General features: G+C 68.0%; 9 protein-coding genes and 1 riboswitch. Of the genes, 2 read left to right on the top strand and 7 right to left on the bottom strand.

Going from position 1 to position 12,377, the window contains the following annotated elements; genetic code table 11:
* Positions 1–11: 11 nt before the first annotated feature.
* The 6 genes from AC1AYP_RS00830 to AC1AYP_RS00805 form a co-directional block, all read right to left on the bottom strand.
* Positions 12–1,370, bottom strand: coding sequence for a DivIVA domain-containing protein (locus AC1AYP_RS00830; RefSeq protein WP_476501999.1), 1,359 nt, complete (start codon positions 1,368–1,370; stop codon positions 12–14).
* Positions 1,371–1,508: 138 nt separating this feature from the next.
* A complete protein-coding gene (locus tag AC1AYP_RS00825; RefSeq protein ID WP_476531715.1) occupies positions 1,509–1,790 on the bottom strand; it encodes a YggT family protein in 282 nt (93 codons plus the stop codon).
* A 116-nt stretch (positions 1,791–1,906) separates the two neighbouring features.
* The gene (locus AC1AYP_RS00820) at positions 1,907–2,410 is read right to left on the bottom strand and encodes a cell division protein SepF (protein ID WP_476502001.1); all 504 of its coding nucleotides are present in this window, start codon (positions 2,408–2,410) and stop codon (positions 1,907–1,909) included.
* Positions 2,411–2,447: 37 nt separating this feature from the next.
* Positions 2,448–3,824, bottom strand: a complete 1,377-nt coding sequence (ftsZ, locus tag AC1AYP_RS00815) for a cell division protein FtsZ (RefSeq protein WP_476546501.1) — start codon at positions 3,822–3,824, stop codon at positions 2,448–2,450.
* Positions 3,825–3,989: 165 nt separating this feature from the next.
* Positions 3,990–5,237, bottom strand: coding sequence for a tRNA dihydrouridine synthase DusB (gene dusB / locus AC1AYP_RS00810; RefSeq protein WP_476546500.1), 1,248 nt, complete (start codon positions 5,235–5,237; stop codon positions 3,990–3,992).
* A 194-nt stretch (positions 5,238–5,431) separates the two neighbouring features.
* Positions 5,432–6,907: a glycine--tRNA ligase gene (locus AC1AYP_RS00805; RefSeq protein WP_476531710.1), complete on the bottom strand. Its 1,476-nt coding sequence runs from the start codon at positions 6,905–6,907 to the stop codon at positions 5,432–5,434.
* A gap of 182 nt (positions 6,908–7,089) precedes the next feature.
* Positions 7,090–7,199: riboswitch (TPP riboswitch) on the top strand.
* Positions 7,200–7,215: 16 nt separating this feature from the next.
* On the opposite strand from AC1AYP_RS00805, the gene thiM reads away from it, so the two are divergent.
* Positions 7,216–8,094 carry a hydroxyethylthiazole kinase gene (thiM, locus tag AC1AYP_RS00800; protein WP_476546722.1) on the top strand — a complete coding sequence of 293 codons (879 nt, stop codon included), beginning with the start codon at positions 7,216–7,218 and terminating at the stop codon, positions 8,092–8,094.
* A gap of 136 nt (positions 8,095–8,230) precedes the next feature.
* A complete protein-coding gene (thiC, locus tag AC1AYP_RS00795) occupies positions 8,231–10,972 on the top strand; it encodes a phosphomethylpyrimidine synthase ThiC (protein ID WP_476531706.1) in 2,742 nt (913 codons plus the stop codon).
* Positions 10,973–11,075: 103 nt separating this feature from the next.
* Here thiC and AC1AYP_RS00790 read toward each other — a convergent pair whose 3' ends face one another.
* Positions 11,076–12,284 (bottom strand): AAA family ATPase, encoded by a 1,209-nt coding sequence (locus tag AC1AYP_RS00790; RefSeq protein WP_476546721.1) that lies wholly within the window; start codon positions 12,282–12,284, stop codon positions 11,076–11,078.
* Between the last annotated feature and the right edge of the window lie 93 nt (positions 12,285–12,377).

The following is a 12,377-nucleotide window of genomic DNA, read 5'->3' as shown; positions in this document are numbered from 1 at the left end:
CGTACCTGCGATCAGTCGCCGGACTGCTCGGTCTGGCTGTAGGTGTTGTTGTCCGACACCTGGTTGACCAGCTGGCCGAGGAACTCGGTGAGGCGGGCGCGGTACTCGGTCTCGAACTGCTTGAGGCCCTGGATGTTGCCCTCGATGGCCTTGGCCTCGTGGGTCAGGTTCTCGCGCACCTGGTTCGCGTAGTCGTCGGCGGCGGTACGGGTCTTCTTGCCGTAGTCCTCGGCCTCGTTGCGGGTCTTGACGCCGTAGTCGTCGGCTTCCTTGCGGGTCTGCTTGCCGTACTCGTCGGCGGCGGTGCGGACCTTCTGGTCGTACTCGGCGGCGCGGCGCTGGACCTCGGCCTCGTACTGGTCGGCCTCGTTGTGCTTGGTGCCGAGGTAGGTGTCGGCGTCCTGACGGGTCTTGACCGAGTAGGCATCGGCGTCGGAGCGGGTGCGCTTCGAGTAGGCGTCGGCGTCGGAGTGGACGCGCTTGTTGTACTCGTCGGCCTCGGTGCGGGTGCGGTTGGAGTAGTCGTTGGCCTTGCCGATCAGGTCGTTGTAGTCGTTCTGGCTCTTCTCGGTGATCTCCTTGGCCTTCGCCTTGCCCTTGTCCACATACTGGTCATGCAGCTGCATGGCGAGGGTGAGCATGGCGGTCGCGCGCTCCGGCTCGCTGCCGGCGCCGACGGCCGCGCCGGCGATCTTGCGCAGGGAGCCGGTCTCGGTGTCGGGCTCGACCTTGGCGACCTGCTCGCGCAGCTGGTTCTCGCGCTTCTTGGACTCCTCGAGCTGGCGGGTGAGCTCCTGGACCTGCTGCGCCTGCTGCTGCAGACCGGAGGCCTGCTGCTGGAAGGCGGCGATCTTGCGGGACATGTCCTCGGCCTGGGCGCGGAACTGGTCGCGCTCCTTCTGGACGGCCGCGATCTGCTGAGCGACGGCGTCCTGGTTGCCGGAGGCCTGGGCGGCCTGGGCGGTGAGCTGGTCGATCTGCGCGTTGAGCTGGTCGACCTGGGCCTTGAGCTGCTCGTTCTGGGAGGAGAGGGCCTTGTTGGAGGACTCCGCCTCGGCCAGCTTGGCCGCGACGGCCTGCGCCTGGTCGCCACCGGCGGCCGCCTGCTTGGCGGCGTCCTTGAGCTTGTCGTTCTCGTCCTGGAGCTGCTGCACCGTTGCATTCAGCTCGGAGATCTTCTTGTTCAGGGCGGTCACATCCGGACCCAGCGCCTGGGTCGACTGGCCGGCGACCGCCTGCTTGCCGAGCGCCTCGACGGTCTCGGTGACCTGGTCGAGGAAATCGTCGACCTCGTCGACGTCGTATCCTTCCTTGAAGCGCACCGTCTGGAACGTGCGCTCCCTGATGTCCTTAGGCGTCAACAGAGCCATAAATCTACACCTCGCTTTGGGGCTGTGCCTCGCTTACGTTGGTATCAACACATGACATTAGCACGTCCCCCCAGCATTCATGCAGTATTTCCGCGTTTGCGGACGGATGACACGCCCATGGGCGCGCTCACGGGCCGGTCAGATGAGCGCGCGGAGCACCACGAGGACGAAGTACAGGACGATGAAGCTCATGTCGAGCGCGACGGCGCCGAGACGCAGCGGCGGGATGTAGCGGCGCAGCCATTTCAGCGGCGGCTCGGTGACGCTGTACACGATGTCGATGAGCTTGGCGACGAGGCCCCTCGGGTACCAGCGGGGCGCGAGCAGCGCCGCCCAGTCGAGGATCATGCGGATGAACAGCACGGTGATGTAGGCGTCGATCAGACCGTCGACGATGCGCGTCAGGATGAGGAACAGCATGCCTCCACCGTATCAGCCCCGCTGGGAACAGGCTGAATGTTCGCTGATGACATACCGAAACGTCCCCGCGGCTTTCGGCTGCGGGGACGTGGAAGGCGACGCGGGGACCGTGTGGCTCAGTCGGCGAACAGGTCGCGCGCGCTGTTGGCGTTGGCCGATTCCTCGACCTTGATGTTCACCTGTGACGGGCTCAGCAGGAACACGCGCGGCGTGACCCGCTCCATCGAACCGTGCACGCCGAACACCACGCCGGCGGAGAAGTCCACGATGCGGTAGGCGACGGCCTCGGGCACGCCCGTCAGGTTGAGCACGACTGGCACGCCGTCGCGAATCGCGCGGCCGACCATCTGCGCGTCCTCGTAGGACTTCGGATGGATGGTCGTGATGCGGCTGAGACGCCCCTGGAACGGGTTGGCGACGCGCGTGGACGAGGACGGGGACGAGGCGGCCGACGCCGGGACGGCGGGCTTCGTCGGCATCGGGGTCACCGTATGGTCGGAGTCGAACGAACCCGCGGGTTCCGGGGTCTCCGGTTCCTCGTCGATGTCGAAATCGTCATCGTTCTCGGAGACGTCGGACATGCCCAGATAGGACATCGCGTTCTTCATGAACCCTGCCATGGCTTAACCCTTTCTCGTCGTCGTTGTCGTCTTGCCGTCAGCGCAGGAAATCGGGGATGTCGAGGTCTCCGGCCGGATCGTTCGCGTCGGGCGCGTACGGGTACTCCTGGTAGGGGTTCCGGTAGTGGTACGGCTGCTGGGCCGGAATCCCGCCGGTGGTCGGGGCGAAGGTGAACGGCGACTGGTCGGGCTGGGCGGTGGACGGCTGCGGCTGCGCGGCCGGGGCCTGCTGCGGCTGCGCGGGGGCCGGCGTGGCGGCCGGAGCCGCGGGAGCGGCGGGCTGGGCCTGCGGCGTGGCGGTCTGGGCCTGCTGCGGCTGCGCGGGGGCGGCCGGCTGAGCAGGAGCGGCGGGCTGCGCGGGGGCCTGCCGGGCGGCGGGAGCCGCGTCGCGGGCGGCCTTCGCCTGCTGGGCGGCGACGGCGAGCGGCTGCGCGTCGTTCGCCTCGGCCTGTTCCTTGGCGGTGTCGAAGCCGGCGGCGATGACGGTGACGCGCACCTCGTCGCCGTAGGCGTCGTCAAGGGCGAGGCCCCAGATGATCTGGGCCTCGGGGTGGATGGCCTTGCGCACGAGCTCGACGGCGGCGGAGGCCTCCTGCAGGCCGATGTCGGTCGGGCCGGCCACGTTGATGAGCGCGCCGTGGGCGCCTTCGATGCTCTCCTCGAGCAGCGGCGAGCTGATGGCCAGCTCGGCGGCCTGGGTGGCGCGGTCCTCGCCGCGCGCGGAACCGATGCCGAACAGCGCGGTGCCGGCGCCGCGCAGGATCGCGGTGACGTCGGAGAAGTCCACGTGGATGTACGAGTTGGAGGTGATGAGGTCGGTGATGCCCTGGACGCCGGACAGCAGCGCGGAATCCGCGGTCTTGAACGCGTCCATGATCGTGATGGAGCGGTCGGACAGCTCGAGCAGACGGTCGTTCGGGATGACGATGAGGGCGTCGACCTCCTGACGGAGGTTGTCGATGCCGAGCTCGGCGGAGGCAGCGCGCTGCGGGCCCTCGAACGAGAACGGACGGGTGACCACCGCGATGGTGAGCGCGCCCTGCTGGTGGGCGGCGCGCGCGACGATCGGGCTGGCACCGGTGCCGGTGCCGCCGCCCTCGCCGCAGGTGACGAACACCATGTCGGCGCCCTTGAGGGACTCCTCGATGTCGGACTGGTGGTCCTGCGCGGCCTTCGCGCCCTTCTCCGGGTCGGCGCCCGCGCCGAGGCCGCGGCTGGACTGGTCGGACAGGGAGATCTTCACATCGGCCTCGGAGCGCAGCAGGTCCTTGGCGTCGGTGTTGACGGCGATGAACTCAACGTTCTGAAGACCTTCGGCGATCATGCGGTTGACGGCGTTGCCGCCGGCACCGCCTACGCCGACGACCTTGATGTTGGTCTTGTCGTTGAACTCAGTCTGGGCGTTCTCGCTCACGTTTGGCTCCTGTCACTTCACGGTTACACCCTAGACTAGCGCAGGGCTCCCCCGTATTGTGTGATATTTTCGCGCGTGTAACGCGTATTTCACGGCGATGACGACGTTTTCATCGCACACCGCTCCCGACGTCGGTCCCGGGCGTCGGCCCCCGGCCCCATGGCGTCAGTAACCGGCGTCCATCGGGTCGTCGCCGAAGAGCGTCTCGCGCTCCTCATGGCTGGTCGTGCGCGACTCGAGCCAGCCGTACGGCAGATGCACCTTCTTGGCGAACCGCACGCGCCCGCGCGGCTTGTCCACCACGCGCTCGGGGAACGTGACGGCCGGGTCGAGGCGCGCGATCTCGCGGTCCACGTCGGCCAGGGACTCGCATTCCATGAACGCCTTGCGCGTGGACCCGCCCACCGGGAACCCCTTGAGGTACCAGGCGATGTGCTTGCGTAAATCGTGCACGGCCATGCGCTCGTCGCCGTCGTAGAACTCGACGAGCAGACCCGCGTGGCGGCGGATCACGCGGCACACCTCGCCGAGCGTCGGGTTGAAGCGTTCGTCCGAGCCCTCGAAGGCGTGTTTGATGTCGGCGAACAGCCACGGGCGGCCCTGGCAGCCGCGTCCGATGGCCACGCCGTCGCATCCGGTCTCGCGGATCATCGCGAGCGCGTCGTCCGCGCCCCAGATGTCGCCGTTGCCGAACACGGGGATGTCGAGGCGTTCCTTGAGTTCGCCGATGCGGCTCCAATCGGAGTGCCCACCGTAGTATTCGGCGGTGGTGCGCGCGTGCAGCGTGACGGCCGCGCACCCCTCCTCCTGCGCGATATGGCCGGCTTCGAGGAAGGTCTCGTGGTCGTGGTCGATGCCGACGCGGATCTTCGCGGTGACCGGGATGCCGGCCTCGCCGCACACCTTGACGACGCGGCGGATGAGGTCCGTGTAGATGTCGGTCTTCCACGGCAGCGCCGATCCGCCGCCGCGGCGCGTCACCTTGGGCACCGGGCAGCCGAAGTTCAGGTCCACGTGGTCGGCCATATGCTCGTCGACGACGATGCGAGCCGCCTGTTCGACGATGGCCGGGTTCACGCCGTACAACTGGAGCGAGCGCACGCGCTCGGAGGGCGCGAACCGGCACAGGCGCAGGGCCTTCGGGTTGCGGGCGACGAGCGCGCGGGCGGTGATCATCTCCGCCACGTACAGGCCGTCGGGCCCGTATTCCTCGCAGATCACGCGGAACGGCCAGTTGGTCACGCCGGCCATCGGCGAGAGCACGACGGGCGTCGGCACGCTGATGTTCCCGAGCCTGACCGGCGCGATGGCCGGGGCGGGTTCGCCGGCCGCGCGGCGCGGCGCGTCCGTGCGTGGGTCGAGATCGTCCGTCTCGTGCGGCGCGTTGATGATGGTTTCGGTGATGTCGCTCACTGTCACAGGCCTTCCGCTCGTTGCTGGGGTTCGGGACATGCAGGCCCCCTCTGACGAGGGGGCTGTCATCCGCGGGATGACTGGGGGAGAGACCGCGGCGCGTCGGCCGCTCCTTCTCTCCCCCACCCGGCCGAGCCGGGAGCCCCCTCGTCAGAGGGGGCCATTGCCGCCGCCTTCCGGCGACGTATCGCCGATCAGTACAGGCCGCCGGCCTCGTTGATCCTGACGGAGTCCGGCCAGGCCTCGCCGCCCATGGCGACCGGCTTCATCGGCACGCGGGTGCGCTTCTCGCCGATGCGGGCGTCCACGTATTCGGCGACCTTGTCCAGCGAGACGCGCTCCTGGTTCATCGTGTCGCGGTCGCGGATCGTCACGGCGTGGTCGTCGAGCGTGTCGAAGTCGACGGTGATGCACAGCGGGGTGCCGATCTCGTCCTCGCGGCGGTAGCGGCGGCCGATGGCGCCGGACTCGTCGTAGTCGATCATCCACTCGTTCTGGCGCAGGTCGGCGGCCAGGTCCTGGGCGACGGACTGCAGTTGCGGCTTCTTGCTCAGCGGCAGCACGGCGGCCTTGACCGGGGCGAGGCGCGGGTCGAGGCGCAGGACGGTGCGCTTGTCGACGCCGCCCTTGGTGTTCGGCGCCTCGTCCACGTCGTAGGCGTCGACGAGGAAGCACATGAGGGAGCGGGTCAGGCCGGCGGCCGGCTCGATGACGTATGGGACGTACTTCTCGCCGGTGGCCTGGTTGAAGTAGCTCAGATCCTCGCCGGAGTGCTTGGCGTGCGCGGAGAGGTCGAAGTCGGTGCGGTTGGCCACGCCCTCGAGCTCGCCCCAGTCGGAGCCCTGGAAGCCGAACTTGTACTCGATGTCGACGGTGCGCTTCGAGTAGTGGGCCAGCTTGTCCTTCGGGTGCTCGTAGTGGCGCAGGTTCTCCGGCTTGACGCCGAGGTCCAGGTACCACTGGGTGCGGGCGTCGATCCAGTACTGGTGCCATTCCTCGTCGGTGCCGGGCTCGACGAAGAACTCCATCTCCATCTGCTCGAACTCGCGGGTGCGGAAGATGAAGTTGCCGGGCGTGATCTCGTTGCGGAAGGACTTGCCCATGTTGGCGATGCCGAACGGCGGCTTGGAACGCGAGGAGGTCATCACGTTCTTGAAGTCGACGAAGATGCCCTGCGCGGTCTCCGGACGCAGGTAGTGCAGGCTGTTCTCGTCCTCGACCGGGCCGAGGTGCGTGCGCAGCATCATGTTGAAGTCGCGCGGCTCGGTCCACTTGCCGCGGGTGCCGCAGTCGGGGCAGACGATGTCGGCCATGCCGTTCTCCGGCAGCTTGTCGCCGTGCTTCTCGGCGTAGGACTCCTGCAGCTTGTCGGCGCGGTTGCGCTTGTGGCAGTTCAGGCACTCGACCAGCGGGTCGTTGAACACGGCGACGTGGCCGGAGGCGACCCACACCGGGGTCGGCAGGATGATGGAGGTGTCGACGCCGACGACGTCGGGACGGGTGACGACCATCGAACGCCACCACTCGCGCTTGATATTGTCCTTCAGCGCGACGCCGAGCGGGCCGTAGTCCCAGGCGGAACGGGTCCCGCCGTAGATCTCGCCGGCGGGGAACACGAATCCGCGACGCTTCGCGAGGGACACGACTTCATCAAGTTTGGACTGAGCCACAATGCACCTTCTGGTTTGAACGGTTTGGGGTCTTACAACCCGTTCAGACTACCTGCATACGCCGACCGGCGAAAGACCGCGTCACAACTACCACTCCGCCGCACGACACGCAAGAGGTGTGACGCGCTGGAATCCGTCTTCGTCACAGGTTGTCCATATAACCGCATAGCGTCGAATCCGATAACGCAATGCAGGGGAACCCGCAGCCACTCGGCGGGTTGAGATGGGCGCGACGCCCGACCCTTTGAACCTGTTGGTTAAGACCAGCGTAGGGAGCAGTGAATATGAGCGAATCATCGCAGGCAATCATGGCGGACCGCGACGACGCGGACGTCGCCGCATTGAAGGCGCGCATCAGGAAGGCCTCCGAGGCGGTGCGCGAGCGCACGCCGATGGCGCAGTCGTTCACGAACTTCGTGACCATCAACCTCGTCGCCAACGCGCAGCTCGCCGCCGGCGGCGCCGCCGCGATGAGCTTCCTGCCGGACGACGTGATCGACACCGCGACCATGTCCGGCGCCGACTACATCAACGTGGGCACGCTGCTGCCCTTCTATAAGGACGCGCTGCCGAAGATCGCGCGCGCCTTCCACAAGACCGGGCACAAGTGGGTGCTCGACCCGGTGGCCGCCGGCATCGGCTCGACGCGCACCGAGATCCTGCGCGCCTTCCGCGCCGCTCCCCCGACCATCGTGCGCGGCAACGCCTCCGAGATCATCGCCCTGGCGACGATGTGGGGCCTCGTCTCCCCCGACGACGCGACCCGGCCGGCCGGCGTCGAATCCGTCGACGAGGTCGAGTCCGCCGTCGAACCGGCGAAGACACTCGCCCGCTTCCTCGCCGCGTCCGCGCCGGAAGGCGAGGCGGCCGTCGCCGTCTCCGGAAAGGCCGATCTCGTCACCGACGGCGAGACCGTCTACCGTCTTCCCGGCGGCAGCGCGATGATGGCGAAGATCACCGGCGCCGGATGCTCGCTCGGCGGCGTGACCGCCGTCTACCTCGCCGTCACGGACCCGCTGACCGCCGCGCTCGCCGCGACGGCGCTCTACGACCGCGCCGGCGAGGCCGCGGAGAAGGTCTCGAACGGTCCCGGATCGTTCCAGGTCGCCTTCCTCGACGCCCTCTGGAACACCACCCCCGACCAGATCGCCTCCAGCCCGATCCTCACATCCCCCGGCTCCCTCTGACGAGGGAGCTGTCGACCGCAGGGCGACTGAGGGAGAGCCCCTTCCCGCCGGCGGGAAGAAAAACAGGACTTGTCTCCTCCCATCCGGGAGGAGACCGCAAAACTTCCACCAACCAATCAACAAGGAACAGGAACACATGAGCAACGAATATCCCTACGCGTCCATGCGCGATTCGTTCGACCTCTCCGCGTACTTCGTGGTCGGGCCTGACGACTGCAAGGGCCGCCCGCTGACCGACGTGGTCGACCAGGCTCTGCACGGCGGCGCCACGTTCATCCAGCTGCGCGCCAAGGGCGCGGACGCCTCCGAACTGACCGAGATGGCCCGCGACGTGGCGCAGATCATCGAGGACGCCGGCAAGTCCGACACGGTCGCATTCGTCATCGACGACCGCGCGGACGTCGTCTGGCAGGCCCGCCGCAAGGGCATCAAGGTCGACGGCGTGCACATCGGCCAGACCGACATGGAGCCGCGCGAGGCCCGCGCGCTGCTCGGCGACGAGGCGATCGTCGGCCTGTCCGCCGAGACCGAGTCGCTGGTCCGTCTCATCAACGAGCTGCCCGACGGCTGCATCGACTACATCGGCGCCGGCCCGCTGCACGTCTCCTCCACCAAGCCCGAGGCCTCGGTCGGCGGCAACGACGGCTCCGGCAAGACGCTCGACGCGCGCCAGATCGACACGATCTGCGCCGCCAGCGAGTTCCCGGTCGTGGTCGGCGGCGGCGTGACCGCGGCCGACATGGCCATGCTCGCCGGCACGAAGGCCGCCGGCTGGTTCGCGGTCTCCGCGATCGCGGGCGCCGACGACCCGGAGGCCGCCACCCGCGCGATGGTCGAGGGCTGGAAGGCCGTGCGCGGCGACAAGCGCCACGGCTACGCCCCGCGCATCGTCACCCACACGCCGGCCGTCGACACGCAGGCCGCGCAGGAGGGCGCCGCCGAGCCGGGCGCCGAGGCCACCGAGAAGAAGTTCACGAACGCGAAGGAGGCGAAGGAGGCGCAGAAGCTCGCCAAGCAGCAGCGCGTCGACATCGCCGCCCGTGGCTCGAAGCAGCGCGACAAGGCGCACATCCGCAAGACGAAGACCGTGCCGTTCTCCTACGAATACGGCTCCTACGACCTCGAAGTGCCGTACACGGAGATCAAGCTCTCCGACACGCCCGGCGTCGGCCCGAACCCGCCGTTCATCGACTACAACACCGAAGGCCCGAAGTGCGATCCGAAGGAGGGCCTGAAGCCCCTGCGCCTCGACTGGATCCGCGACCGCGGCGACATCGAGGACTACGAGGGCCGCGCCCGCAACCTGCAGGACGACGGCAAGCGCGCCATCAAGCGCGGCCGCGCCACGAAGGAATGGCGCGGACGCACGCACAAGCCGATGCGCGCCAAGGACCACCCGGTCACCCAGATGTGGTACGCCCGCCACGGCATCATCACCCCGGAGATGCAGTACGTCGCGACCCGCGAGAACTGCGACGTGGAGCTCGTGCGCTCCGAGCTGGCCGCCGGCCGCGCCGTCATGCCGTGCAACATCAACCACCCGGAGGCCGAGCCGATGATCATCGGCTCCCGCTTCCTCACCAAGCTCAACGCGAACATGGGCAACTCGGCCGTCACCTCGTCCATCGACGAGGAGGTCGAGAAGCTCACGTGGGCCACCAAGTGGGGCGCCGACACCGTGATGGACCTGTCCACCGGCAACGACATCCACACCACCCGCGAGTGGATTCTGCGCAACTCCCCCGTGCCGATCGGCACCGTGCCGATGTACCAGGCGCTGGAGAAAGTCGAGGACGACGCCTCGAAGCTCAGCTGGGAGCTGTTCCGCGACACCGTGATCGAACAGTGCGAGCAGGGCGTCGACTACATGACGATCCACGCCGGCGTGCTGCTGCGCTACGTGCCGCTCACCGCGAACCGCGTCACCGGCATCGTCTCCCGCGGCGGCTCGATCATGGCCGACTGGTGCCTGCGCCACCATCAGGAGAGCTTCCTGTACACGCACTTCGACGAGCTATGCGACATCTTCGCCAAGTACGATGTGGCGTTCTCCCTCGGCGACGGCCTGCGCCCCGGCTCCCTCGCGGACGCCAACGACGCGGCACAGCTCTCCGAACTGATGACGCTGGGCGAGCTCACCGAGCGCGCCTGGGCGAAGGACGTGCAGGTCATGATCGAGGGCCCGGGCCACGTGCCGTTCGACACGGTGCGCATGAACATCGAGCTGGAGAAGGCCGTGTGCAAGGGCGCCCCGTTCTACACCCTGGGACCGCTCACCACCGATACCGCCCCCGGCTACGACCACATCACCTCCGCGATCGGCGCCACCGAGATCGGCCGCTACGGCACCGCCATGCTGTGCTACGTGACCCCGAAGGAGCACCTGGGCCTGCCGAACAAGGACGACGTCAAGCAGGGCGTGATCGCCTACAAGATCGCCGCCCACGCGGCCGACATCGCCAAGCACCACCCGCACGCGCAGGACCGTGACGACGCGATCTCGAAGGCCCGCTTCGAGTTCCGTTGGCTCGACCAGTTCAACCTCTCCTACGATCCGGACACCGCAATCGCGTTCCACGACGACACGCTGCCCGCCGAGCCGGCCAAGATGGCGCACTTCTGCTCGATGTGCGGCCCGAAGTTCTGCTCGATGGCCATCTCGCAGAACATCCGCAAGGCGTTCGGCGGCGCGGCCGCCCAGGAGCAGATCGTGAAGGACTCGCTCGCCGGCGTGGCCGCCGACGCGCAGCCGGCCGCGGCCGACGGCGTCGTCTCCGCCAACGTACTGAGCCCCGAGGAGATCCGCGCCGGCCTCGACGCGATGAGCGAGAAGTACACCGCCCAGGGCGGCAAGCTCTACACCACCGCCACCGAGTGACGGATTCCGATCCCCACCGGTAGGATCCCTCCGGTCCGATACGTTGAAACCCCTCTCATCCGAGAGGGGTTTCAACATATGCGGGGTCCCGTGCCAGCCTCCGCTAGCCCCGATGCGCGCGCAGCTCCGGGCGGCGTTCGACGCGTTCGAACGCGGTAATGAGGTCGGCGGCGCGGATCGCGGCGCGACGGTCCTTGGCGGCGACAAGCGCCGCCTCCGTCCAGATCGCGCACACTTCGGCGCCGCTCCAGCCTTCGGTGCGCCGCGCGATGTCCGCGAGGGGCAGCTCCCCTTCGGTCGAAAGCGCGCGCTCCTGCACTTCAAGGATCGCGAGACGGTCGTGCTCGCTCGGCATCGGGAACGGGATCTGCCAGTCGAACCGGCCAGGGCGCAGCAGCGCCGGATCCACGTCCTCGATGCGGTTCGTGGCGGCGACGACCACCACGTTGCCCTTGGACGCGAAGCCGTCCATGAGCGTCAGCAGCTGCGCGACGAGACGCTTGCCGACGCCGTTCGTGTCGGTGTCGCGCGAGGAGGCGATCGAATCGATCTCGTCGAAGAAGATGATGGCACGCTGGTCGGCCTGCGCGGCGGCGAAGATCATGCGCAGCGTCTCCTCGCTGTCGCCCACGTATTTGCTCACGATGGTCGGACCGGAGACGAGGTAGAACTGCGCGTCGGCCACATTGGCGATGATGCGCGCCAGATGCGTCTTGCCGGTGCCGGGCGCACCGGTGAAAATCACGCCCTTGATCGGCTTCGCACCGATGGCACGCATCTGCACGCTGTTGCCGAGCTGCGTCTCGATGAGCTCCTTGGCGCGCGTGACGACCTGCTCGTAGCCGCCGAACGACGCGAACGTGAGGTCCGGGTCGGCGCTCGGCGTGATCCGGTACTGTTTGATGTCGTCGTCGTGGTCGGATTCGCCGGGGCGGATGGCCGTCGGCCACAGCACGCGTTCGATGCCGAACAGGTCGGTGAACTCGACCGTGTTGCCGGGCATGATGTCCACCGGATAGTCGCCTTCGAGGAGTTCCAGCCCGTCCGAGGTCTCCAGCACGACCGCATCCTCCAACGCGCGGCGCACGACGCCGACGCGGGGCTTGATCGGCCAGACGGAGGCGGGCACCTTCGTGTAGAAGCCGTCGCCGACGAGCAGCACGTCGCCCACGTCGAACACCTCCTGACGCGGGAACGTGAGCTGCGTGCTCCGCCCGTTCGGCATCGTCGCGTAATAGGCGACGCGCCCCTCGTCGAATCCGGTGATGCGCGCCAGCACGCCGTCGCGGCGCAACACGTCGTCGGACATGATTCCCCTCTCCCACTGCTCGGTTCCGGCCGTTGTCCCGGCCCGTTCCATCACACCACACAACCGCCCCGGAATCAAGGGAAATCCGAGGGAAGT

This window comes from Bifidobacterium sp. LH_424 (assembly GCF_056356895.1).
This window is presented reverse-complemented; position numbering and strand designations above follow the sequence as displayed.